The 23,810-nt window shown below is 72.4% G+C and carries 14 protein-coding genes; 7 read left to right on the forward strand and 7 right to left on the reverse strand.

Annotated elements, in window-relative coordinates; all coding sequences use genetic code 11:
* Nucleotides 1-2 precede the first annotated feature (2 nt).
* The 7 genes from BLV02_RS34175 to BLV02_RS34205 form a co-directional block, all read right to left on the reverse strand.
* Nucleotides 3-2,897 (reverse strand): hypothetical protein, encoded by a 2,895-nt coding sequence (locus tag BLV02_RS34175; protein WP_069111397.1) that lies wholly within the window; start codon nt 2,895-2,897, stop codon nt 3-5.
* 1 nt (nt 2,898) lies between these two features.
* Nucleotides 2,899-5,802 (reverse strand): NHL repeat-containing protein, encoded by a 2,904-nt coding sequence (locus tag BLV02_RS34180; protein ID WP_141711568.1) that lies wholly within the window; start codon nt 5,800-5,802, stop codon nt 2,899-2,901.
* A gap of 26 nt (nt 5,803-5,828) precedes the next feature.
* Nucleotides 5,829-8,255 (reverse strand): ligand-binding sensor domain-containing protein, encoded by a 2,427-nt coding sequence (locus BLV02_RS34185; protein ID WP_141711567.1) that lies wholly within the window; start codon nt 8,253-8,255, stop codon nt 5,829-5,831.
* 37 nt (nt 8,256-8,292) lie between these two features.
* Nucleotides 8,293-11,244: a ligand-binding sensor domain-containing protein gene (locus tag BLV02_RS34190; RefSeq protein ID WP_069111394.1), complete on the reverse strand. Its 2,952-nt coding sequence runs from the start codon at nt 11,242-11,244 to the stop codon at nt 8,293-8,295.
* 138 nt (nt 11,245-11,382) lie between these two features.
* Nucleotides 11,383-12,876: a DUF4127 family protein gene (locus BLV02_RS34195; RefSeq protein ID WP_069111393.1), complete on the reverse strand. Its 1,494-nt coding sequence runs from the start codon at nt 12,874-12,876 to the stop codon at nt 11,383-11,385.
* A gap of 23 nt (nt 12,877-12,899) precedes the next feature.
* On the reverse strand, nt 12,900-14,216 hold the full coding sequence (locus tag BLV02_RS34200) for a mandelate racemase/muconate lactonizing enzyme family protein (protein ID WP_069111392.1): 1,317 nt from the start codon (nt 14,214-14,216) through the stop codon (nt 12,900-12,902).
* Nucleotides 14,213-15,439 carry an AGE family epimerase/isomerase gene (locus BLV02_RS34205; protein ID WP_069111391.1) on the reverse strand — a complete coding sequence of 409 codons (1,227 nt, stop codon included), beginning with the start codon at nt 15,437-15,439 and terminating at the stop codon, nt 14,213-14,215. The genes BLV02_RS34200 and BLV02_RS34205 overlap by 4 nt, the downstream gene beginning before the upstream one ends.
* A gap of 94 nt (nt 15,440-15,533) precedes the next feature.
* Here BLV02_RS34205 and BLV02_RS34210 point away from each other — a divergent pair, with 94 nt between their 5' ends.
* The 7 genes from BLV02_RS34210 (at nt 15,534) to BLV02_RS34240 (ending at nt 23,784) form a co-directional block, all read left to right on the forward strand.
* The gene (locus tag BLV02_RS34210) at nt 15,534-16,520 is read left to right on the forward strand and encodes a LacI family DNA-binding transcriptional regulator (RefSeq protein ID WP_171906737.1); all 987 of its coding nucleotides are present in this window, start codon (nt 15,534-15,536) and stop codon (nt 16,518-16,520) included.
* Between the two features lie 178 nt (nt 16,521-16,698).
* Nucleotides 16,699-18,279, forward strand: a complete 1,581-nt coding sequence (locus BLV02_RS34215; protein ID WP_069111389.1) for a thiamine pyrophosphate-binding protein — start codon at nt 16,699-16,701, stop codon at nt 18,277-18,279.
* 25 nt (nt 18,280-18,304) lie between these two features.
* Complete coding sequence (locus BLV02_RS34220) at nt 18,305-19,378, forward strand: ABC transporter substrate-binding protein (RefSeq protein WP_069111388.1); 1,074 nt, start codon at nt 18,305-18,307, stop codon at nt 19,376-19,378.
* Entirely contained in the window at nt 19,375-20,244 is an 870-nt protein-coding gene (locus BLV02_RS34225) for an ABC transporter permease (protein ID WP_069111387.1), read from the forward strand. Before BLV02_RS34220 ends, BLV02_RS34225 begins: the two co-directional genes overlap by 4 nt.
* Complete coding sequence (locus BLV02_RS34230; RefSeq protein WP_069111386.1) at nt 20,241-21,032, forward strand: ABC transporter permease; 792 nt, start codon at nt 20,241-20,243, stop codon at nt 21,030-21,032. Before BLV02_RS34225 ends, BLV02_RS34230 begins: the two co-directional genes overlap by 4 nt.
* Nucleotides 21,022-22,161: an ABC transporter ATP-binding protein gene (locus BLV02_RS34235; RefSeq protein WP_069111385.1), complete on the forward strand. Its 1,140-nt coding sequence runs from the start codon at nt 21,022-21,024 to the stop codon at nt 22,159-22,161. Before BLV02_RS34230 ends, BLV02_RS34235 begins: the two co-directional genes overlap by 11 nt.
* 42 nt (nt 22,162-22,203) lie before the next feature.
* Nucleotides 22,204-23,784, forward strand: coding sequence for a zinc-binding metallopeptidase family protein (locus BLV02_RS34240; RefSeq protein ID WP_069111384.1), 1,581 nt, complete (start codon nt 22,204-22,206; stop codon nt 23,782-23,784).
* Nucleotides 23,785-23,810: the final 26 nt, after the last annotated feature.

Genomic DNA, 23,810 nt, shown 5'->3' on the forward strand with positions numbered 1-23,810 from the left:
GGTCAGGGCAGCCGGCACTGCCCGCCGCGGGGACCGGTCACGGTGTTCGCCGCCGCCTGCTCGACGATGGCCGGGCTGTTGCCCGTGCAGGCCAGCGGGCCGGTGACCTCGTTGCCGGAGAAGTCGAGCTCGGCCGCGGTGTTGCCGGTCAGCTCGACGGGGCCGGCGACGCGGTTGGCGGTGAAGCGGAACCGGCCGGTGGTGCCGGCGATGGCGGCCGGGCCGGTCAGCGTGCTGCCGCTGACGTCGACGGTGGCGGCCGAGGTGACGCGGAGCGGACCGGTGATCGTGGCGTCGACGACGTGCAGGCTGCCGCCTCCGCCGATGGTCACCGGCCCGTCGACCGTCACCCCGTCGACGCAGACGGTGGTGCCGTCGGCCGCCAGCGGCCCCGCGTGGTCCTCGTCGACGGTGACGTCGCACCGTGGCGCCGGTTCGGCCGGGGTCCAGCGCAGCAGCTCGGAGCCGGTGGCGTAGTAGTACCGGCCCTGGGCGTCGATGGCGAGGTTCGCCGTGTCGGTGGCGATGATCTCCATGTCCAGCGTCGTGGGATCGACCTCGAACACCCGCCCGCTGGTCGAGCCGACGAGCTTGTCGTCGTGCCAGTACAGCTCCCGCCCTCGCACGTAGGCGGCGCTGTCGTCGGTGTTGAAGTACCGCCGCTGGGCGACGACCTCGCGGGTGGCCGGGTCGAACCTGAAGATGGAGTTCGCGGTCAGCCCCCACAAGTTGCCGTCGTCGTCGAACGTGAGCGCCGAGACGTGGCCGTCGCCCGGTACGGGGACGGTCTCGAAGACGACCTCGCCGGTGGCGGGGTCGAAGACGAACAGCGTGCCCTCGGTCTCGGTCGGTTCCTGCCCGAGCCCGCCGGTGATGCCCGAGCCGCCGTAGAGCAGCCCGTCCCGGTACTGCAGGGCGTAGATCGACTGGTTCTCGATGAGGTTGTCGTACACCTCCAGGGCCATCGTCTCCGGGTCGAGGATCGCCAGCGCCCCGCCGAGCCGGGCCGGCACCGGGAAGGTGCCGATGGCCACCTTGTCGTCCATGCTGGTCATCGCGATCGGCCGGTCCTGCTCGTGGCCGACCTTGACGCGCGGCCGCGGGTTGACGCCCGGCTCGAGCGGCTGCGACGGGTCGTAGACGTTGATGCCGGCGTTGGTGTAGGTGCCGTAGAGCAGCAGGCCGTCGTGCGCGTGGAAGTCCATGATCTGCCCGGTCAGCGGCAGCGCGGTCGTCTCGTCGGTGTCCGGGTCGAGGTGGACCAGGCCGGCGCCGCCGAGATAGACGTCGCCATCCGGACCGGCCCCGATGGAGCGGATGAGGATCGCGGCGCCCAGCGCCTCGGTCGGCCGGGTGCCGCACTCGCCGCTGACCGGATCGTAGGTGTAGAAGGTTCCGTCGGCGCGTGCCGTGACGATGGTCTGGCTGGACGCGCCGTCGATGGCCAGCGGCACCGGGCTCCACATGCGGGCGGCGCCGCCGCCGAGGTCGAAGCAGGTCGTCCGCTCGGTTCCGGTGTCGAGGTCGTACGCGACCGAGCCGCCGCCCATCAGCGGGACCATGACCTCGCGGTGGGTCGCTGCGTCGCTGACGGTCTCGAACACCGGCGAGACGCCGAGGCCGACGGCCTCGCGGCTGATCGTGTCGATCCAGGCGGACGTTTCGAGGTCGTAGACGTGCAGCCGGTTCGACGGGTAGTACCGGACGAACAGCAGGTTCTCCCGGACGTCGACGTCGTAGGCGAACTCCTGCCCGGCCTCGGCGTCCGGGTTCGGGATGATCGTCACCTGATCCGTGGCCAGGTCGACGACGCCGACGGCGGCGCTCGAGCCGAGGCCGACGTAGGCCGTCTCGCCGACGACGTCCATGCTGCGCACGTACTTGTTGCCGGCCTGGACCGTGCCGTGGTCGTGCCAGCTGCCGTCGGCGGGGTCGTAGGAGAAGACCTTGCCGTCGGGGTACGAGCCCCACACGATCCGCCCCGACTCGGTGACGCCGGTGGCCCAGAGGTTCGTCTGGCCGAACGGCTTCTCCCCGATGAGCTCGAACGACAGGTCGTCGGGATCGAACCGCCACACCGCGCCCAGGACGTCGCTGCCGACGTAGATCGACCGGTCCGGCGCCGTGGCGTACGACCACGCCTGCCAGATGTTGTCCATCTCCCGGCTCGCCAGCAGCTCGCCCGTGCCGATGTCGACGACACTGGCGACGGACGGCTCGCCCTTGGCGATCACCAGCCCGATGGCCCGGCCGGACGCGTCGGTGGTGTAGCCGATGCCGGCCGACACGAGGTTCGTGATCGGGGCGCCGAGGCTCTCCTGCGTGCCGCGGAACGGGGCCGGCTCGAACCGGACGTTGTCGACGTAGGCGTCGACGGTGGCGGTGCTGCCGCTGTTCAGCACCACCTGCGCCTGGGTGGCGCCGTCCGGCACGGTGGTCGTCCAGGACTGCGGCGACCACGCGTCGAGGTCGGGCGACCACCGCACGTTGTCGATGCCGACCCGTTCGCCCGCGCCGTCCAGGAAGTACATCGTGGAGTTCAGCGTGCCGGACGTGACGTACAGGTCGAGGCGGACGCGGTACTCCTCGCCGGCGGTGACGGGCACGGCGGCCGAGACGAGCGCGCCGCCGTACTGGGTGTCCTCGTCGGCGAAGTGCAGGCTCTGGGCGCCGTCGGAGGCGCGCTCGTCCGTCACCTCGGCCCGCACGGTGGGCCGCAGCCACAGCGGCGACCACCCCTCGATCTCGCCGCCGGCACCCACCGGCGCCTCGAAGCTCGGGTTGGCCAGCGGGTTGCCCGGCGGCTCCTCTTCCGCCGCGGCGGGCAGCGCGGCGAGCAGGCCACCGATGGCGACACCCGCCAGCAGGGCCGGCGCCACGCGGCTCGAGCGGGTCATGTCACTCCCTCCCCACCCGGCACTGCCCGTCGCGCGGCCCGGCCACGGTGTTCGAGCCGGTCTGGCCGACGAGGTAGGTGTTGTTGCCGGTGCAGGTGAGCGGTCCGGTGACCTCGTTCGCGGTGAAGCTGAACTCGTCGGCGGCGTTGCCGGTGAGGCGCACCGGCCCGGTGACGGTGTTGCCGGTGAACCGGAGCCGGGTGCTGGTGCCGCCGATGTCGACCGGGCCGTTCAGGGTGGAGCCGGTGACGTCGACGGTGCCGGCGGAGGTGACGCGGAGCGGACCGGCGATGGTGGCGTCGGTGACGTGCAGGCTGCCGCCGCCGGACACGCTGACCGGCCCGCCGACCGTCACCCCGTCGACGCAGACGGTGGTGCCGTCGGCGGTCAGCGGGGCGGTGCGGTCCTCGTCGACGGTGACGTCGCACCGTGGCGCCGGTTCGGCCGGGGTCCAGCGCAGCAGCTCCGACGACCGGCCGTAGTAGTACCGACCGTCCTTGTCGATGGCGAGGTTGGCGGTGTTGGTGGCGATGATCTCCATGTCCAGCGTGTCCGGGTCCACCTCGAACACCCGCCCGCTGGTGGCCCCGACGAGCATGTCGTCGTGCCAGTAGAGTTCCCGGCCGCGGACGTAGGCGCGGCTGTCGTCGGTGTTGAAGTAGCGGCGCTGGGCGACGACCTCGCGGGTGTCGGGGTCGAACTTGAAGATCGCGTTCGCGGTCACGCCCCAGAGGTAGCCCTCGTCGTCGAAGACCAGGCCGGACACGTGGCCGTCGCCGGGCACCGGGACGGTCTCGAAGACGACCTCCTCGGTGGCGGGGTCGAAGACGAACAGCTTGCCCTCGGTCTCGGTCGGCTCCTGGCCGAGGCCGCCGGTGATGCCGGAGCCGCCGTAGAGCAGGCCGTCGCGATACTGCAGGGCGTAGATGGACTGGTTCTCGATGAGGTTGTCGTAGACCTCCATCGTCATCGTGTCCGGGTCGAGGATCGCCAGCGCGCCGCCGAGCCGGGCCGGAACGGGGAAGGTGCCGATGGCGACCTTGTCGTCCATGCTGGTCATCGCGATGGGCCGGTCCTGCTGGTGCCCGACCCGCAGCCTCGGCCGCGGGTTGACGCCGGCCTCCCAGGGCAGCGACGGGTCGTAGACGTCGATGCCGGCGCCGGTGTAGGTGCCGTAGATCAGCAGGCCGTCGTGCGAGTGGAAGTCCATGATCTGGCCGTTCAGCGGCAGGCTGGTGGCCGCGCCGGTGTCCGGGTCGATGTGCGCGAACGCGGCGCCGCCGGTGTAGATGTCGCCCGCCGGGCCGGTGCCGATGGTGCGCATGGTGGTCGCGGCGCCGAGCGCCTGGGTGGGCAGCTTCTTGCAGGTGTCGGTGGCCGGGTCGAAGGCGAAGAACTCGCCGTTGTTGCCGCGCGCCGTCACCAGCACCTGGTCGGACATGCCGTCGATCCGCATCGGCACGTCGCTCCAGTTCCGCACCGCCGATCCGCCGATGTCGAAGCAGGTGGGCCGGGTCGCCCCGGTGTCCAGGTCGTAGGCCAGCGACTCGCCGCCGACCAGCGGGAACATCACCTCGCGGTGGGTCTGGCCGTCGCGCACGGTCTCGAACTCCGGCGACACGTTCAGCCCGACGACGGGCTGCTCGATCTCGTCGACCCACTCGCCGGTGGTGAGGTCGTAGACGTGCAGGATGCTCGACGGCCGGTAGCGGACGAACATGAGGTCGCCGCGGATGTCGATGTCGTCGACGAACTCCTGGTTCGTCTCCGACGGCGGGTTCGGCAGGATGGTGACCTCGTCGGTGGTGAGGTCGACCTTGGCCAGGACGGCGGCGGTGGCGCCCAGCCCGACGTAGGCGGTCTCGCCGACGATGTCGATGACGCGGGCGTACTTGTTGCCGGGGTTGACGGTGCCGTGGTCGTGCCAGCTGCCGTCGGCGGGGTTGTAGGAGAACAGTTTGCCGTCGGGGTACGAGCCCCACACGATGCGGCCCGACTCCGTCATGCCGATGCCCCAGAGGTTCGTCTGGCCGTACGGCTTCTCGTTCAGCAGCTCGAAGGTCATGGCGTCGGGGTCGAACCGGTAGATGGCTCCGACGAAGTCGCTGCCGATGTAGATGCTGCGGTCGGCGGCGGTCACGTAGGTCCAGGCCTGGCCGATCTTGGGCATCTCCTGGCTGTGCAGCAGTTCGCCGGTGTTGATGTCCACCACGCTCGCGACCGACGGCTCGCCCTTGGCGATCACCACCCCGATGGCCCGGCCGGACGCGTCGGTGGTGTAGCCGATGCCGGCCGACACGAGATCGGTCAGCGGCCGGCCCAGGCTTTCCTCGGTCCCGCGGAACGGGGCCGGCTCGAACCGGACGTTGTCGACGTAGGCGTCGACGGTGGCGGTGCTGCCGCTGTTCATCACCACCTGGGCCTGCGTGGCGCCCTCGGGCACCGTCGTCACCCAGGTCTGCGGGGACCACGCCTCGAGCACGGAATCCCAGCGGTAGGTGTCGATGCCGACCCGCTCGCCCGCGTCGTCCAGGTAGTACACGGTGGAGTTCATCGTCCCGGACGTGACGTAGAGGTCGAGCCGGATGCGGTACTCCTCGCCGGCGACAGCCGGCACCGCGGCGGACGCGACGGCGCCGCCGAGCCGCGTGTCCGAGTCGACGAAGTGCAGGCTCTGGGCGCCGTCGGAGGCGCGGTCGCCGGTCACCTCGGCCGTCCCCGCGGGAGGCAGCCACAGCACCGACCAGCCCTCGATCTCACCGCCGGCACCCACCGGCGCCTCGAAGCTGGGATTGACCAGCGGGTTGCTCTCGGCCTCCGCCGACGCCGCGGGAACGGCGACGGCCGGAACGCCCGCCATCAGCCCGGCCGCCAGGACCGAGGCGCCTCGTCTTCTCCAGGTCATGGGTCACTCCTTCGATGGGTGTGTCGTCAGAGGCCGGCGCACTGGCCGGTACGGGGTCCGGCGACGGTGTTGGCGTCGCCGTCGTTCACCGGTGCGGGGTCGTTGCCGGAGCAGGCGAGCGGCCCGACGACGGTGTTGCCGCCGACGACGGGTGGCGCCGTGGTGGTGTTGCCGGTGAGGCTGACCGGTCCGGTGATGCGGTTGCCGGTGAGGGTGAGCGTCCCGGTGGTGCCGGTGAGATGGATCGGCCCGGTGATCCGGGAGTCGGTGACGACGACCGCGTCGGCGCCGGTGGCCGTGACGGGCCCGCTGACGGTGGCGCCGGTGATGCAGAGCGTGCCCTCGGTGACGGCGACCGGCCCGGCGTGGGCGCCGGTGATCTCCTGGTCGCAGGCGATCGGTTCGGGGACGTCGTACTTGAACAGGTGGACGCCGGTCGAGAACAGGACGTCGCCGTTGGCGTCGACGTTGGCGTAGTTGCCGGCGCCGTTGACCAGGCGGGTGTACTGCATCGTCTCGGCGTCGATGCGGAACAGCGAGCCGCGATTGGTGCCGTAGACGTTGCCGTCGGCGCCGGTCACCAGGTAGGCCCAGGCCCACACGGTGCCGCTGCCGTAGCGGTGGCCCAGCAGCTTCTCGGAGTAGACGATCCGTTCCTGCGCGGGGTCGTACTTGAAGACGGTGTCCTCGGAGACGCCCCAGATCAGCCCGTCCGGGCCGACGGTGAGGCCGGTGACGCCCTCGTCGCCGGCCACCGGGACGAAGTCGTGCACCTTCTGGCCGGTGTCGGGGTCGAACACGACGAAGTGCGCCTCGGTCTGGGTCGACGGCGGAGCGCCCAGCCCGCCGTCGAGCGTGGTGCCGACGTAGAGCAGCCCGTCGTGGTACAGCACCGAGATCACCGACTGCTCCGCCACGATCTGCGTGGTGAAGACGGTCTTCTCCCGGGTCGCGAAGTCGTACATCGTGACGGCGCCCTGATGGGTGCCGTAGTAGGGGACGGTGCCCATGAAGACGCGGTCGTTCTGCTCGTCGTAGTCCATGGCGAACGGCCGGTCCTGGTCCTCGGCCTTGAGGTCGAACAGCTGGCGCGGCGCCGCACCCGAGGCCGGGTCGTACTCCATCAGCTTCCCGTTGCCGTACGCGCCGAGCAGCATCTTCCCGTCGCGCACGGCCGCCGACTCGTACTGCCCGGACTGCAGCGTCGTGCCGATCTCACCGGTGACCGAGTCGAACGGCGTGAGCCCGATCATGTAGCCGGAGGCGTACATCGAGTCCGGCCCGGTGAGGATCTTCTGCACGGTCACCGGGTTGGCGAAGTCGACGGTGTGCAGCTCCGAGCGGCCGGTCGCCGGGTTCATCAGGACGCTGCCGCCCTGGGTGGCGGCGAGCATGCTGTAGCCGGGCCACTCGGGGTCGTCGAGCTGGATCCAGCGGCTGTCGTTGAGGTAGGCGTTCGTCGCGATGCCCAGGTTGCGCGTGGTCGCGGTGGCGGAGTCGTACTCCCAGAAGGTGGTGCCGAACCCGAAGACGAACTTGCCGGGCGCGTCGGGCCGGGCGGAAACGTGGTAGCCGAACGCCTCCCTGGGCGTGCCGGTCCAGTACTCCACCGTGTCGTCGGGCCGCAGGACGAGCAGCTGGCTCGACACGGTGCGGGCGAAAAGCCGGTCGCCGGTGAAGGTGAAGGTGTTGATGAACGTCTCGTCCATCAGGCCGGGCGCGTTCTCCTCGGTGATGAGGGTGGTCTTCGTCCCGTCGGGCCCGATCTTGTAGACCTGCGCCCGGGTGCCGCCGACGCCGACGTAGAGGGTGTCGCGGCCGAAGTCGTAGGCCAGCGCCCGCACATAGGCCTGGGTCGGGTCAACGGCGCCCAGGTTCGTGAACGATCCGTCGGCGGGGTCGTACTCGAACAGGTAGCCCTTCGGGTACGTGCCGATGAACATCGTGCCGTCGGGGCCGGCGGTCATCGTGATGGGGTAGCCGTCGCCGGGCTTGTCGGCGTTGATGAAGCCGAGATCGGTCAGCTGCCGGGTGGCGGGGTCGTACTCCCACAGCTTGTAGTCGTGGTTGGTGCCGACGTAGACCTTGCCGTCGGTGGACTTGCGGATCTCGAAGTTCCCCTCGGCGCCGGGCAGCGGCAGCGCGCGGATGACCTCGCCGGTGTTGGCGTCCGCGACGACGAGCGTGCACGGGTTGTCGGTGTCGGCGTGGCCGCGGTAGGCGCCGTAGGTGACGGCCCGGCCGTCCTCCTCGCCGAGCACCGAGTTGGTGGTGATCTTGCTGGTCACCGGCGTGCCCAGATAGCTGATCGCCGGGTCCTGGGCCAGCACGTCCTCCGGCGTCGGGCTGGACGGCAGTGGCGGCGGCGTCGCCGCGGCGGCCGGTGGGCCGGCAAGGGCCGCGCCGGTCAGCGCGAGTCCCACGGCGGTGACCAGGGAGAGCATTCGGTGCATCGCTACCTCGCTTGTCGTCGGGTCGAGCGGTGCGGGGTCAAAGGCCGGCGCACTGGCCGGAGCGGGGTCCGGTGACGGTGTTGGCGTCGCCGCCGCTCGCGGGTTCGGGGTCGTTGCCGGAGCAGGCGAGCGGGCCGGTGATGGTGTTGCCGCCGACGGTGGGTGGCGTCTCGGTGGTGTTGCCGGTGAGTGAGACGGGTCCGGTGATGCGGTTGCCGGTGAGGGTGAGCGTGCCGGTGGTGCCGGTGACGTGGATCGGCCCGGTGATCGTGGAGCCGGTGATGGTGACGCTGCCGGCGCCGGTGGCGGTGATCGGGCCGCTGACGGTGGCGCCGGTGACGCAGAGGGTGCCGTCCGTGACGGCGACCGGTCCGGTGTGGGCGCCGGTGATCTCCTGGTCGCACCGGGGCGCGTCGGGGACGTCGTACTTGTACACGTCGACGCCGTAGGAGAAGAGGAGGTCGCCGTCGGCGTCGACGTTGGCGTAGTTGCCGACGCCGTTGACCAGCAGCGTGTACTCCATCGTCGCCGGGTCGATCTTGAAGACCGAGAACCGGTTGGTGCCGTAGACGTTGCCGTCGGCGCCGGTGTGCAGGTAGGCGTACGCCCACACGGTGCTGGTGCCGTACCGGTTGCGCAGCAGCTTCTCGGAGTAGACGATCTGCTCGGTCGCGGGGTCGTACTTGAAGACGGTGTCCTCCGACACGCCCCAGATCAGGCCGTCCGGGCCGACGGTCAGGCCCGTGACGCCCTCGTCGCCGGCCACCGGGACGAAGTCGTGCACCTTCTGGCCGGTGTCGGGGTCGAAGACGACGAAGTGGCCGTCGGTCTGGCCGGACGGCGGCGCCCCGAGGCTGCCGTCGACGGTCGTGCCGGCGTAGACGAGCCCGTCGTGGTAGAGGACGGAGATGACCGACTGGTCGGTGACCACCTCGGTCGTGTAGACGGTCTTCGTCTTGGTGGCGAAGTCGTACTGGGTGAGCGCGCCCTGGTTGGACCCGTAGTAGGCGACGGTGCCGACGAACAGCCGGTCGTTCTGCTCGTCGTAGTCCATGCCGAACGGGCGGTCCTGCTTCTCGGCCTTGAGGTCGAACAGCAGCCGTGGCGCGGCGTCGGCGGCCGGGTCGTACTCGGACACCCGGCCGTTGCCGTACGAGCCGAGGAGCATGGTGTCGCCCCGGACCGCCGACGACTCGTACTGGCCCGACTGCAGCGTCGGGCCGGCCTCGCCGGTCACCGAGTCGAACGGCGCGAGCCCGACCATGTAGCCCGAGGCGTACATCGAGCCCGGCCCGGCGAACAGCTTCTGGATGGTGACGGGGTTGGCGAAGTCGACGGTGCGCGGCTCGGACCGGCCGGTCGCCGGGTTCGTCAGCACCGAGCCGTCCTGGGTGGCGGCGAGCAGGCTGTAGCCGGGCCACTCGGGATCGTCCAGCTGCACCCAGCGGCTGTCGTTGAGGTACCCGTTCGTCGCGATGCCCAGGTTGCGGGTGGTCGCGGTGGCCGAGTCGTACTCCCAGAACGACGTGCCGAACGTGAAGACGTACTTTCCGGGGGCGTCCGGGCGGGCCGTGACGTGGTACCCGTGCGCCTCGTTGCCCTGGCCCTTCCAGTACTCCACCGTGTCGTCGGCCCGGATGACCAGCAGCTGGTTGGCGACCCGGGCGAAGAGGCGGTCGTCGACGAAGGTGAACGTGCTGACGAACGACTCGTCCATGGCGCCGGGCGTGGCCTCGTCGCTGAGCAGTTCCGTCGTGGTGCCGTCGGGGGCCACCTTGAAGATCTGCGCGCGGGTGCCGCCGGTGCCGACGTAGAGGGTCTCGCGCTCGAAGTCGTAGGCCAGGCCCTTGATGTAGGCCTGGGTCGGGTCGACCGCGCCGAGGTTGGTGATGGAGTCGTCGGCCGGGTCGTACCGGTACAGGTAGCCCTTGGGGTACGTGCCGACGTACATGGTGCCGTCCGGCCCGGCGGTCATGGTGAAGGCGTGGCCGTCCTTGGGGGACTGCGGGTTGAGCGGCCCGAGGTCGCGCAGCTCCCGGGTGACGGGGGAGTACGACCACAGGTGGAAGTCGGGGGTGGTGGCGAAGTAGACGGTGCCGTCGGTCGAGACACGCGTCTCGAACGTCCCCTCGGCGCCGGCGGCCGGGAGGGCGCGGATCACCTCGCCGGTGTCGGCGTTCGCCACCACGAACGTGGCCGGGTGCTCGGTGTCCGGGTGGCCCCGGTACACGCCGTACGTGACGGCGGTGCCGTCCTCCTCGCCGAGCACCGCGTTGGTGGTGATCTTGCTGGTGACCGGCGTCCCCAGGTGCGAGATCCGCGGGTTCTGCGCGATGACGTCAGCCGGCGTGGGGTCGGTCAGCCGCGGCGGCTCGACGGCGCCGGCCTTGACCGTGACGGTGTCGAAGTAGCCGGCGCCGCGCGGGGACGTGGCCGAGTAGAGCAGGACGGTGCCGGTGACCGCGCCCTCGGGGGCGGTGGCGGTGATCGACGTCGTCGTCCACGCGCCGCCGGTCTCGCCCTGCGGGGTGGCGACGTTCGTGAGGCGGTTGCCGTCGGCGTCGTAGAAGCGCAGGTAGACGGCGAGCTGGTCGCGGTCGACGCGGGTCATCGCCGCGGCCGTGTAGGAGCGCCGCACCTCGACGTCGAAGGGGTCGCTCTCGATGGCGACGCCGTAGACGCCGGAGTCGTCGGTGATCGACAGGCTGTGGGCGCCGTCGTGCGCCGCGGCATCGGTGACCGCGTACGAGGTGTCCAGCCGGGCCGGACCCACCAGCTGCCACCCCGGGACGACACCGTCGGCGACGGGCTCCTCGAACGACGGGTTGACCAGGACCGGATCCGCTGCTGCCGGGGCGACCGGCGCCGCCGGTGCCGGAACCGCCCCCGCGGCCAGCAGGGCGGTGGCGCCGAGAAGCGCGGCGGCGCGGGCCGCGAGGCGACCGCGCCGCTCCGGGTCGTGGTGTCCGTTCGCGTGCCGGGAAGTCATCGCGACTAGCTCCCTTTCCTTGCCGGAATGGAACCGAGCTCCGCGCATGCAAAGGGAGCGGCCAGAGCGGCCGACGAGTAGTGCAACCGGATGCATGCAAGCGGTTGCAAGGCAAGCTAGCGGTCTGGCCGCGAGCCGTCAAGAGGTCGTGGTGGCCGCCCGCGTCAGGTCGAAGTCGACGGTGAACGTGTACGACCAGGGCAGTCGCGCGTCGTCGATGCGCCAGCCGGCGAGCGCGCCGACACCGGCGGCCCAGGCGCGAAGGTCGCGGGTGATGCGGTCGTGGACCGCGGGCAACTCGTCGAGTGGCGGGTCGAGCAGCCCGCGGGCGGCGGCCTCGTCCTGGATGCTCCGCCGCACCACCGGGAGGTAGTGGGCATCCTCGATGATCTTGCGGGCGAGGAACCGCTTGCGTTCGGCGGCCGCGGCCTCGGTGCCGGCCAGGACGGCCGCGACACCGGCGGCGAGGGTGGTGCCGATCGAGTTGCCGGCGGTGTTCCAGCCGCCGTAGGCGGCCAGGCGCCCCAGCACGGACCGGGCGTCCAGCGCCTCGACCAGCCGCGGGTCGCCGCCGTTGGCGTAGTGCACGTCGGCCAGCGCCACCACGTGGCCGCCGTCGAGCAGCCGTTCGACGGCGTCGACGAGCGGCTCCACGGGCGCCGCCGCGGCGAGGTCCGGCGGCGAGGACACCCAGTCGCCGGGCTCGCGCGCCGGTGGGTGGACGGCGACGACGAGGTCCGCGTCGGCGGGATCGTCCACCTGGACGCCGCCGACGGCCCGGATCTGGTTCCCGAGACCGACCCGCAGTGGCCGGTCCTCGTACGGCGCGATGCGGTCGAGACCGGCCTCGTCCGGGCAGACGACCGCGATGCGCGGCCGGACCCCGGCGGCGCCCGCCGCGACGCGCGCCACCAGGACGCTGGGCACCTCGTCGGCGCCCGGGTACATCAGCACGTCGGCGCCGAGGCGGTCCGCCCAGTGCCCGAGCAGGCGGCGCTCGGCCGCCGGCAGGCCGCGCGGCGCGGTGTCGTCCGAGGAGATCACCAGCGTGTCGAAGACGCCGTCGGCCGCCAGCTCCAGCGCGGCGAGGTTGACCGCGTGGTTGCGGGCGCGCCGCCGCACGAGGTCGCGCACGTACTCGCCGGGGACGCGGGCGCGGGCGTCGGCGACGGTGGCCTCGTCGGTCTCGCCGAGCGACGCCTCGTCCCACAGCCGGGAGAGCGTCCCGAGCAGCGCGCCGTGCGTGGCCCAGTACCCGGGTTCCTGCCGGGAGCGGGCGCGGTTGTCGTAGGTGGGCAGCCGCGTCACGACGCCGTAGGCGGTCACCGGCGTGCCGAGCTCGCGTAGGACGGACAGCCGCGGGACGACGTCGGCCATCCGGTCCTCGGTGTTGCGCGACGGGATCAGCCCGCCGTGCACGAGCAGCTCGAGCGAGACCAGCACGTGGTCGACGTCCGGCGCGACGCGACGCAGCCACTCGGCGAGGCCGGCGGTGTCGGCGGGCGTCCGGAACGACGGCATCAACTCCTGCGGCGGGGTCAGGACGTCGACGCCGGCGCAGCGGCCGATCGTCGCCGCGTAGCCGCGGGTGTTCGGCCGCTCGTCGGGCGGGAGCAGGGCGATGCGGGTCACGTCGGGCACCTTCCGGAGAGCGGTCAGTAGAGGCCGGGCTCGGCCGGCGCGCAGATCGTCACAGCGCCGTCGCGCACGGTCGTGAGGTCCGGCCGCTCGCCGCCGAGCCGTGCGTTGGCCGCCGGCGCGTACTGGCGGCTGTTGTACTCCAGATGCGGCGAGGGCAGGTCGAACAGGCTGACCAGCCGGGCCGAGTGCACCAGCGCCAGGTCGACCGCGGTGAGGTCCTGGACCGTCACGTAGAGACCGGCCGCCTTGGCGGCGGCGTGCGCGAGCAGCGCCGCGCTGTGCCCCTTGCCCGCCTTGACGACGACCCCGCTCCAGCCGGCGTCGCGCAGCGCCGGCACGGCCTGCGGGTCGGTCAGGCCCTCGTCCATGACGACGGGGACGCGGCGACCGGCGCGGGCCAGCCCGGCCGGGTCCGGCGTGGAGTCCCGCGGCACCGGCTGCTCGACGTAGGCCACGGCCCGCCCGGCCGCCGGATCGATCCGCTCGAGCCGGTCCAGCAGGTCGCCGACGTCGTCCGGCTTCTGGCAGCCCTCGTTCGGGTCGATGGCCAGCGCCAGGTCGAGGCCGAGGTCGCGGCCCAGCCGGTGGACGTCGGCCACCCGGCGGGCGTCCTCGCCCGTGTCGCGCCCGTGCACCTTGACCTTCACGTGCCGCACGCCGTCGGCCGTCAGCCACTCGCGCAGCGACCGGCGGCCGTCCGCGGCGTCGTCCGGCTCCAGCGGGTCGGACCCGCCGACCACGTGCTGGACCTCCAGCCGGGTCCGCCGGGCGGCGAGGAAGTCGCCCGGCCAGCGGCCGCTCAGCGCCGGGCGGAGCCGCACGCCGAGGTCGTCGCGCAGGTGCCGGCCGGTGTACATCGTGTGGGCCGGGAGCTGCGCGGCCCGGGCCCAGGCGTCGTGCAGCGCGTTGTCGACGGCGCCGAGCGACAGCAGCGCGGCCAGCGGCGGCACCGGCTCGCCGAGCCCGACGGCCGCGGCGGCGCCCGCGGCGGCGTCGCCCAGGGCCTCGTGGGCGTCGAACCATCGGCCGATCGGGTCGGCCGGCGGCAGGCCGCACGCCTCGCCGGCCAGCCGGCGGGTCAGGTCGCGCAGGACGGCGTCGCGCTGCTCGACCGTGAGGTCCGAACGGGGCCAGGCCCACGGGACCGAGAGGATCGACGCGCCGCGGCCGGTGGCCGTCCGGCCCGCGCGGTTGCGGACGTCCACCTCGACGACCGCGACCGTGAACCAGGCGATGGTCCGCCCGCTGATGACGAAGGGGTGGGCGAGGTCGGTCTGCGTGAACGTCACCCGGGCGTCGAGCACCTCGACGTCGGTGTCGATCTCGGTCACGGCTGGGCCTCCAGTTCGACGAGCTGCAGCAGATTGCGGGCGATGTGGAACGGGTCCTTCACCGGCAGCGCCACGACCTCGTCGAGCGGCCGGCCGGCGCGGTCGCGGATCTGGATCCACTCCGCGCCGTCGGCGCCGCCGGGGAAGGTGTCCAGCGTGTAGTCCCAGATGCGGTCGAACCACTCGCCCGCGCCGGTGTCGCCGTAGCGGCGCGCGGCCAGCGCCGTCGTGTAGGCGGCCTCCGTGTGCACCCACCAGAGCTTGGTGTCCCAGGTGCGGGCGAGCAGCCGCTCGTACGGCGTGCCCGAGTCGTGGCCGCGCGGTGCCGCGGGCGCGGCGCGGTCGACGTAGCGGAACAGGCCGCCGTGGGTCTCGTCCCAGGCCGACGCGCACAGCGGCGCCACGCTGGCCAGCAGGTCCGGCACGACGTCCCGGCGGCCGAGCAGCTCGGCCGTGTGCAGGGCGACCCAGAGGCCCTCCAGCGCGTGGCCGGGCACCCGGTGCCGCGCCACCAGCGTCTCGTCCAGGCCCGGGCCGGTCGGCCGCATCTCCACGAAGGTGCCGTCGGGGAGCCGGTGGCCGAGCATGACGTCCAGCGCGGAGTCCAGGCGGTCGCGGTCCGGCTCCGGCAGACCGCCGAGCCGCTGCCGGGCCTCCGCGTGCACGAGCAGCGTGTTGAGCAGGATCATCCGCGGCCCGAACGCGGCGAACCCGGGCGGGACGTCGTACGGCGGCGTCGGCGCGGTGCCGTCGTCGATGTCGCGCGCGGCCCGCGCCAGGATCGGCTCGGCCAACTCCAGCCAGCCCGGCTCCGCGGTGACGGCGGCCAGTTCGGCCAGCCCCATGACCACGAAGCAGTCGGCGTACACGCTGCGCGTCTCGCCGTTCGGCCCGGCCGCCGGCGTGCCGTCGGTGGCCGTGACGAAGTGGCACGTCGCGTCGTCGCGGATGGCGTGACGGGCGAGGAACGCCGCGCCGGCCTCGGCGTGCCGGACGAGGGCGGCGGCGTCGGCGTCGAGCCGGTCGCGGTCGGCCAGCCCGGCCGCACGGGCGAGCAGCCAGACGAAGCGCCCCTGCGACCACGTGTACTTGTCGGTCGACGCCAGCGTGCGGCCGCGGTTGTCGAAACACGTGTGGAAACCGCCGTGCCCGGGGTCGATCCCGTGCTCCAGCCAGAACGGCAGGATGACCTTCTCCAGTTCGGTCCGAGCGTTGGATCGCATCGCTTTCCTCAAGGTAGCAATCGCTTGCAATGGATTTTCGCGGCTACAGTAGCGCGTGGGAAGGAGAGCAGTGACAGGCGAACGATCGAAACGGGTGACGATCTACTCGATCGCCCAGGAATGCGGCGTCTCGGCGTCCACCGTGTCCCGGGCCTTCACCCGCCCCGACATCGTGAACGACGACGTCCGCGAGCGCATCCATGCCGTCGCGAGGCGCCTGGGCTACCAGCCGAACAAGGCCGCGCGAGGACTGGCCACCGGCCGCGCGGGCATGGTGGGCCTGCTCGTCCCCGACATCACCAACCCGTTCTTCCCGCCGCTCGTCCGCGCCATCCAGAAGGCCGCGTCGGTCCAGGACTGGTCCGTCCTGCTGCTCGACGCCGACGAGGTGGCGCACGAGGAGACCGAGCTCGTCGAGCAGGTCAGGGCCCAGGTCGACGGCCTGATCGTCGCGTCGCCGCGCTCGCCCGACGCCGACCTCGAGGCCACCCTCGGCGACCTCCCCGCCGTCATCGTCAACCGCGTCGTCGCCGGCCGCCCGAGCGTCGTCTGCGACAACTCGGCGGCGCTGACCGCCGCCGGGCAGCACCTGCACCAGCTCGGGCACCGGCGGTTCGCGCTGCTGCGCGGCCCCGAGGCATCCTGGGCGGCGCGGCAGCGGGCCGAGGCCATCCGTGCCTGGGCGCTCGCGGCCGGGGTCGAGCTGGTCGAGCTCGGCGACTTCGCCGCGTCCTACGAGGGCGGGCGCGAGGCGGCGCCGGCGCTGCTCGGCAGCGACGCCACCGCGGCGTTCGCGTTCGACGACCTCATGGCCTGCGGGGTGCTGGCCGGCCTGGCCGAGGCCGGCCGCTCCGTTCCCGACGACCACAGCCTGGTCGGCTGCGACGACGTCCTCCTGGCCCAGACGGTGACCCCCAGCCTCACCACCGTCACGGCCCCGGTCGGCGAGCTGGGCTCGACGGCCATCGCCCTCCTCCGTGCCGCCATGCGCGGCGACGACGCCCGCGAGGTCCGCCTCGACGGCACGCTCTCGCTGCGCGCGTCCACCGGCGCCGTCCCGGCCGGAGTCGTCAGCGGCTGACCGCGGCGTATTCGCGCTGGTGAGCTCCACCCCCTCGCCACCGGCGTTGTCAGCCGGGCCAGGATCCCCCGGGCCGAGGTTGGTCACGGGGACATGGCCGGTGCCGTGACCTGCTGCCTAGATTGACGAGCATGCCGGGCACCTCGGGCCCCGGAGCGCGAGGGGGAGCGGTGTGCGAATGGACTGGATGACCGGCGGCCAGGCGGCGGTGACGGCGCTGGCCGCCCACGGCGTCGAGGTGGTCTTCGGGATCCCCGGCAGCCACAACCTGGAGATCTACCGGCACCTGACGGCGGCCGGCATCCGGCACGTCGTCTGCCGGCACGAGCAGGGCGCCGGTTACGCGGCCGACGGGTACGCGCGGGTCGCCGGGCGGCCCGGGGTGATCGTCACGACCAGCGGGCCGGGCATCCTCAACGCGGCGGCGTCGCTCGCCAGCGCTTACGGCGACTCAGTGCCGGTGCTGGCCCTCACGCCGGGCCCGCCGCGCGGCACCGAGCGGCTGGACCGCGGCTGGATGCACGAGGTGAAGGACCAGCGCGCCGCGCTGGACGCGATCGTGGACCGCGCCGTGCGCTGCGAGAGCCCGCAGGCGGTGGCCGACGCGGTCGGCGACGTGTTCGCCGGCTGGGCCGTCACCCGGACCCGCCCGGTCGTGCTGGAGATCCCGGTCGACGTGCTCGCCGAGGCCGGCCCGGTCAGGCCCATCGGCGTCCGGCCCGCGCCGGCCGCGCCGGTCGCGCCGGACGCCGCGCTGGTCCGGGCGGCGGGCGTGCTCGACGCCGCCGCCACACCGGTCGTCGTCGCCGGTGGCGGGGCGATCCGCGCCACGGCGGCGGTGCGCGCGCTGGCCGAGCGGCTGGGCGCGCCGGTCGTCGAGACCCAGCGCGGCAAGGGCGTTCTGCCGGCCGGTCACGAGCTCGCCGTCGGGCCGGCGCTGGGCACCACCGCCGGACGGGCGCTCGTCCGCGCGGCGGACGCCGTCCTCGTCGTCGGCACCGAGCTGAGCGACGCCGAGGCCGGCGGCGAGTCGCTGGTCTGCACCGGCACCGTGATCCGGGTGGACCTCAGCCAGGCCCAGTTGCACAAGAACCTGCCCGCCGACCTGCCGCTGCTGGGCGACGCCCGACGGGTGCTGGACCGGCTGGCCGTGCTCGTCCAGCCGGCCGGCGACGACAGCGGCGCCACTCGCGCGCGGCAGGCCGCCGACGCCGTCGCCGCGGAACTCGACGAGATGCTGCGGCCGCGCCGCTGGATCCACGACGCGCTGGTGAAGGTGCTGCCGGCCGGCGCCGTGCTCACCGGCGACAGCTCACAGGTGACCTACAAGGGGACCATCCACCTGTGGCCCGCGCCGGCGCCGGACCGCGTCCTGGCGCCGTCCGGGTTCGCCACCCTCGGCTACGCCGTCCCGGCCGCCGTCGGCGCGACCGTGGCCGGCCCCGGCGTGCCGGTCGTCGCCGTGCTCGGCGACGGCGCCCTGATGTTCAGCGTCCAGGAGCTGCGGACCGCCGCCGACCTCGGACGCCCGCTGCCGGTCGTCGTCGCCGACAACGGCGGCTACGCCGAGATCGCCGAGGAGATGGACGCCGCGGGGATCCCGCGGCTCGGCGTCGACCTGCCACCGCCGGACTATCCGGCACTGGCCGCCGCCATGGGCGCGGCCTACGCGGCCGTGACGGACGCGGCGACGCTCGCCGACGCCCTCGCCGCCGCGCTCGACCATCCGGGGCCGACGTTGATCCTGGCCCGGTCCTGACAACCAGAGAATGAGGTCGATTGCCATGAAGAGCAGAAACCTGGCCGTCGCGAGCATCGCCGGCGCCGCCGCGCTGCTGCTGGCCGCCTGCGGAGGCGGTGGCGACACCGCGCAGACCGGCGGCGGCGACGGCGGTTCGGTCACGTTCGTCGCCTGGGGCGGCAACGCCCAGGAGGCCGCGACCAAGGGCTGGCTCGAGCCGTTCTCCGAGGAGACCGGCATCCAGGTCGTCCAGGACAGCCCCAACGACTACGCGAAGTTCCAGCAGATGGTCGAGAGCGGCAACGTCATCTGGGACGTCGTCCAGTCCGGCTCCGACATCGGCGTGGTCGACGACCCCAACGGCATCCTCACCGAGATCGACTGCACGGTGGTGCCCTGCGACGAGCTGAACGGCCTGTTCGGGGCGGAGAAGTACGGCATCCCGGCGCTGGTGTTCAGCGTCGTGCTCGGCTACAACACCGAGGCGTTCGACCAGGCGCCGACGTCGTGGGCCGACTTCTTCGACGTCGAGGCGTTCCCCGGCAAGCGGGCCATCTACGCCAAGGACGCCTCCGGCGGACTGCAGGGCCTGCTCGACCTCGCGCTCATCCAGGACGGCGTCCCCATCGACGAGCTGTACCCGCTGGACGTCGAGCGGGCCCTGGCCAAGCTGGAGACGATCAAGGACCACCTGATCTTCTACAACGACTTCGCCGAGTGCACGAACCTGCTCGCGACCGGCGAGGCCGTCATGGCCAACTGCTACAACGGCCGCATCGCGCTGGCCGAGGAGGAGGGGCTGCCGGTCGGCCTCGTGTGGTCGAACCAGGTGCAGTACGCCGACTACATGGTCGTGCCGAAGGGCGCTCCGGCCGAGGAGAACGCCATGCGGCTGATCGCCTACATGGTCGACAAGGACACCAGCGCCCAGCTGGGCAGCTTCATCGCCTACGGCTCGCCGAACCCGCAGGCGTCGCCGGACCCGGACGTCGCGGACACGCTGCCGACGTCGAACGAGCTGTCCGGCGCCGACGCCCCGATCCGCATCGACGACGCGTGGTGGGTCGAGAACCTCGAGGCCGTCAACCAGCGCTGGGCGGAGTGGAAGGCCCAGTGACCTCGCCAGAGACGGGCCGGCGCCTGCGCCGGCCCGACTTCTGGACGCTGGCCGGACTGCCCGGGCTGCTGTTCGTGCTGCTGGCCTTCGGCGTCCCGATGGTGACGATCGTCGTGCGCAGCCTCACCGACCCGTCGCCGGAGAACTTCCAGTTCCTCTTCACCGACGAGCTGTTCCGCCGCTCGCTGCTGCGCACGGTGTACGTGGCGCTGCTGGTGACGGCGCTCAGCGTGCTGCTGGGCTACCCGTACGCGTACGCGATGGCGCGCAGCGGGCCGGTGCTGCGCACGTGGCTGATGGGCGCGCTGCTGCTGTCGTTCTGGACCAGCCTGCTGGTGCGCACGTTCGCCTGGGGCGTCCTGCTCAGCAACACCGGCGTCGTCAACGACCTGCTGCTCGACCTCGGCATCATCGACCAGCCGCTGCCGCTGATCCGGAACCTGTTCGCCGTGCTCGTCGGCATGGTGCACGTGCTGGTGCCGTTCGCCATCCTGGCGATCTACGCGTCGCTGCGCGGCGTCGACGCCGAGCTCGAGCAGGCGGCGCAGGTCATGGGGGCGCGTCCGGCGCGGGCGTTCTGGCACGTGACGCTGCCGCTGTCGCTGCCCGGGGTGGCGGCCGGCGCGGTGCTGGTGTTCGTGCTCTCGCTCGGGTTCTACCTGACGCCGGCGCTGCTCGGCGGGCCGGCCGACATCCTCGTCAGCCAGTCGATCGTGCTGCAGGTGCAGCAGTACCTCGACCCCGGCGTCGGGTCGGCGATGGCCGTCGTGCTGCTCGCGCTGGTGCTGGCGTTCCTGGCCATCGCGTCGAAGGTGGTCGGCCTCGGGCGCATCCTCGGCGTGACCGGCAAGGAGGGGACCTCATGAGGGCCGGCCTGTTCGTGCGGGTGTTCGGCCTGGTGTTCGCCGCGATCCTGATCATCCCGACGGTGGTCGTGACCGCGACGGCGTTCACCGAGGGCAGCATCATCACGTTCCCGCCGCAGGGGATGTCCTGGCGGTGGTTCGAGGAGGTGCTGACCGACCCGGTGTGGACCGGGGCGATCCGCACCAGCCTGACGGTCGGCGTGCTCGCGGCGGTGATCGCCGTCGTGGTGGGGACGTCGCTGGCGCTGGCGGCCGCCCGCGGCGGGCTGCTGCCGAGCAGCCTCGTCGTGGCCGTCGGCATGACCCCGATGGTCGTGCCGCTGGTCGTCGTCGCCATCGGCGTCTACTTCGTGTACGTGCGCATCGGGCTCTACGGCGGCATCCTGTCGCTGGCCCTGGCGCACGCCGTGCTGGGCGTCCCGTTCGTCCTCGTCAACGTGCTGGCGGCGCTGCGCTCGCTGGACCCGCACGTCGAGGAGGCGGCGCGGGCCTGCGGCGCCGGACCGGTGCGGACGCTGCTGCGCGTCACCGTCCCGCAGATCCTCCCGGCGGCGCTGATCGGCGGCCTGTTCGCCTTCATCACGTCGTGGGACGAGGTGGTCGTGGCGATCTTCCTCAACACGCCCACGCTGCGCACCCTGCCGGTCGTGATCTGGGGGCAGGTGCGCTCCGGCCTGGAGCCGTCCACCTCGGCCGTCGCCACCATCCTCACCGTCGTCTCGCTGGTCGTCTTCGCCCTCACGGCCGCCATCAGCTCTCGTCGATCCCGGAGTCGCCGTGTTCACTGACAAGTCCCGATCGCGTGGCGCGGACGCGCCCGGTGCCGGCCTGTCCCTGGAGGGCATCGCCAAGCACTACGGCTCGGTCCGTGCCGTCGACGACGTCTCGCTGACCATCGAGCCCGGCCAGTTCGTCACGCTGCTCGGCGCCTCCGGCTCCGGCAAGACCACGCTGCTGCGGGTGATCGCCGGGTTCCTGGAGCCGTCCGCCGGCCGGGTGCTGATCGACGGCCGCGACGTCACCTCGGTGCCCGTGCACCGCCGCAACATCGGCATGGTGTTCCAGAGCTACGCGCTCTTCCCGCACCTGTCGGTCGCGCGGAACATCGCGTTCCCGCTGGCCATGCGCGGCATGCGCAAGGCGGAGCGGCGCGCGCTGGTGACGCAGGCGCTGGAGTCGGTGCACCTGCCCGGCTACGAGGACCGGATGCCGGCCCAGCTGTCCGGCGGACAGCGGCAGCGGGTGGCGCTGGCCCGGGCGATCGTCTCGCGGCCCAGCCTGCTGCTGATGGACGAGCCGCTGGGCGCGCTGGACCGCCGGCTGCGCGAGGTGCTTCAGGTGGAGATCCTCAAGCTCAGCCGGGAGCTCGGGCTGACGGTCGTCAACGTCACGCACGACCAGGAGGAGGCGTTCACGATGAGTGACCGGATCGCCCTGCTGGCCGACGGCAAGCTGGTCCAGTACGCCTCGCCGGAGGAGATCTACACCCGCCCGGTCTCCGACGTCGCCGCCGGTTTCCTCGGCGAGTCCAACCTGCTGCGCGGCGTGCTGACCCGCACCGCGGACGGGCGGCTGACGCTGCCGGCCGAGGACGGCCACGTCGAGGTCGACGCCGCGACGGCGGTCCGCGCCAAGCCCGACGCCGGCGATGAGGTGGTCGTCGTGGTGCGGCCGTGGTCGGTCGGCGTCGAGCGGCTGGGCCGCGACGGCGCCGAGCCCGGCGGCCCCTGCTGGCTGCGCGGCAGGCTCAGCGCCGTCATCTACGCCGGCGACTCGCAGAAGCTCATCGTCGAGCGTCCGGACGGCTCCGAGGTGGTGGTGCGCCGCTCGATGGACGGCCAGTTCGAGGCCGAGCCGGGAGAGGAGGTCCTGCTGACCTGGTCGTCCCGCGACGCCGTCGTCACCACGGCCGGCTGAGCCGCCGTACCCGTACGTGTATTCCAGAAAGGACATCCGTTCATGACGTTCACCAGCCGGCAGTCGTTGGCCGTCAAGCTCGTCGAGGATCTCGCCCCCGAGCTGTCCGAGTTCCACCGTCAGATCTGGTCGTACTCCGAGAGCGCCTGGCGCGAGTACCGGTCGGCCAAGCTGTACGTGGACCGGCTGCGGGCGGAGGGCTTCGAGGTCGAGGAGGGCTCCGGCGGCATGCCGACGGCGTTCCACGCGACGTGGGGGAGCGGCGGCCCGCAGGTGGCGGCCTACGCCGAGTACGACGCCACACCCGGCTACAGCCAGGACGCCGTCGCCGAGCGCGGCCCGCAGCCGGGGCTGCACCACTGGGCGCCGGGCTTCACCGACGCGCACAGCGCCCTCGGCGTCGGCGCGCTGGCCGGCGCCATCGCGGCCAAGCGGGCGCTGGAGGAGACCGGCGGGCCCGGCACGATCCACCTGTTCGGCGAGCCGGCCGAGAAGGTCTGCGGATCCAAGGCCGTGCATGCGGCCAAGGGCTACTACGACGACCTCGACGCGGCCATCAGCTACCACCCGTACTGGCACAACACCGCGCTGTGGGACATCACCAACTGCCTCTACTGGTCGGTCGTCTTCACCTTCGAGTGCGTGGAGGAGGAGCCGTGGGGCAAGGAGCTGTTCCGCAGCAACTCCGTCGGCAGCCACAACCTCGTGCGCTCGCCGGGGGCGCTGGACGCGCTCAGCCTCATGGTCACGACGACCAAGTACACCAAGGAGAACATGTTCCCGAGCACGGGCTCGTGGACGCTCAACGAGGCGGTGCTGGGGGCCAGCCACGCGACCGCCGACAACCTGCCGCCGCGCATCTCGCAACTGCAGTTCAGCTGGCGCTCGCCGCTGTACGACATCCAGGAGCAGATCCAGGACGTCCTCGTCCGCAACGCCCGCCACGTCGCCGCCATCACCAACACGCAGGTCTCCATGCGCTGGGTCACCCGGACCCGGCCCGGCCTGCCGAACCACGCGCTGACGACCGCGCTGTACGAGAACCTCACCGAGCTCGGCCCGACGACGTTCGGCCCGGAGGCGCGGGCGTTCGCCGCGCAGCTGGAGAAGGCGGTCGGGCTGGAGCCGTCGGAGGCGCCGTTCCTGCCCGAGAACGAGGTGCTGATCAGCCCGCAGGAGACCGACCGCAGCATCCGCGAGCACCTGGTGCCCTGGCAGGACTGCACCGGCGCCGACGACTACACCGAGTACTCCTGGCACGCGCCCACGGTGCGCTTCTTCACGTCCAAGCCGTTCCTCGGCCAGCTCGGCATCGACCTGTGGCACTGGGCGAACAACGCGATGAACGGCTACCCGGCCGCCATCGACCCGTGCTGGGTCAAGGGCGGCCAGACCATCGCCGCCACGGCGCTGCAGGTGATCGACGACGAGGCGATGCTGGCCGCGGCCAAGGACGAGTACGACCGGCGCCGCGGCGAGGCCGACCCGCGCCTGGTGCGCCCGCTGTTGCCGGCCGACTTCGCCGCGCCGACGGAGCTGCCCTGGCCGGAGTACGTGCAGACCAGCCGCGGCTTCGAGTGGACGCTGCCGACCACCCGCGACTACGGCGAGCGCATCGCGTGAGCGACCGGCGCCCGCCGGTGTGCGGC

Source organism: Jiangella alba (assembly GCF_900106035.1).
Classification (GTDB): Bacteria; Actinomycetota; Actinomycetes; order Jiangellales; family Jiangellaceae; genus Jiangella; species Jiangella alba.

Coding starts and splice junctions, on each gene's coding strand:
- BLV02_RS34205 (WP_069111391.1), bottom strand. CDS start 15,439: ATGCGATCCAACGCTCGGACCGAACTGGAGAAGGTCATCCTGCCGTTC.
- BLV02_RS34215 (WP_069111389.1), top strand. CDS start 16,699: ATGGACTGGATGACCGGCGGCCAGGCGGCGGTGACGGCGCTGGCCGCC.
- BLV02_RS34175 (WP_069111397.1), bottom strand. CDS start 2,897: ATGACCCGCTCGAGCCGCGTGGCGCCGGCCCTGCTGGCGGGTGTCGCC.
- BLV02_RS34220 (WP_069111388.1), top strand. CDS start 18,305: ATGAAGAGCAGAAACCTGGCCGTCGCGAGCATCGCCGGCGCCGCCGCG.
- BLV02_RS34230 (WP_069111386.1), top strand. CDS start 20,241: ATGAGGGCCGGCCTGTTCGTGCGGGTGTTCGGCCTGGTGTTCGCCGCG.
- BLV02_RS34180 (WP_141711568.1), bottom strand. CDS start 5,802: ATGACCTGGAGAAGACGAGGCGCCTCGGTCCTGGCGGCCGGGCTGATG.
- BLV02_RS34190 (WP_069111394.1), bottom strand. CDS start 11,244: ATGACTTCCCGGCACGCGAACGGACACCACGACCCGGAGCGGCGCGGT.
- BLV02_RS34185 (WP_141711567.1), bottom strand. CDS start 8,255: ATGCACCGAATGCTCTCCCTGGTCACCGCCGTGGGACTCGCGCTGACC.
- BLV02_RS34240 (WP_069111384.1), top strand. CDS start 22,204: ATGACGTTCACCAGCCGGCAGTCGTTGGCCGTCAAGCTCGTCGAGGAT.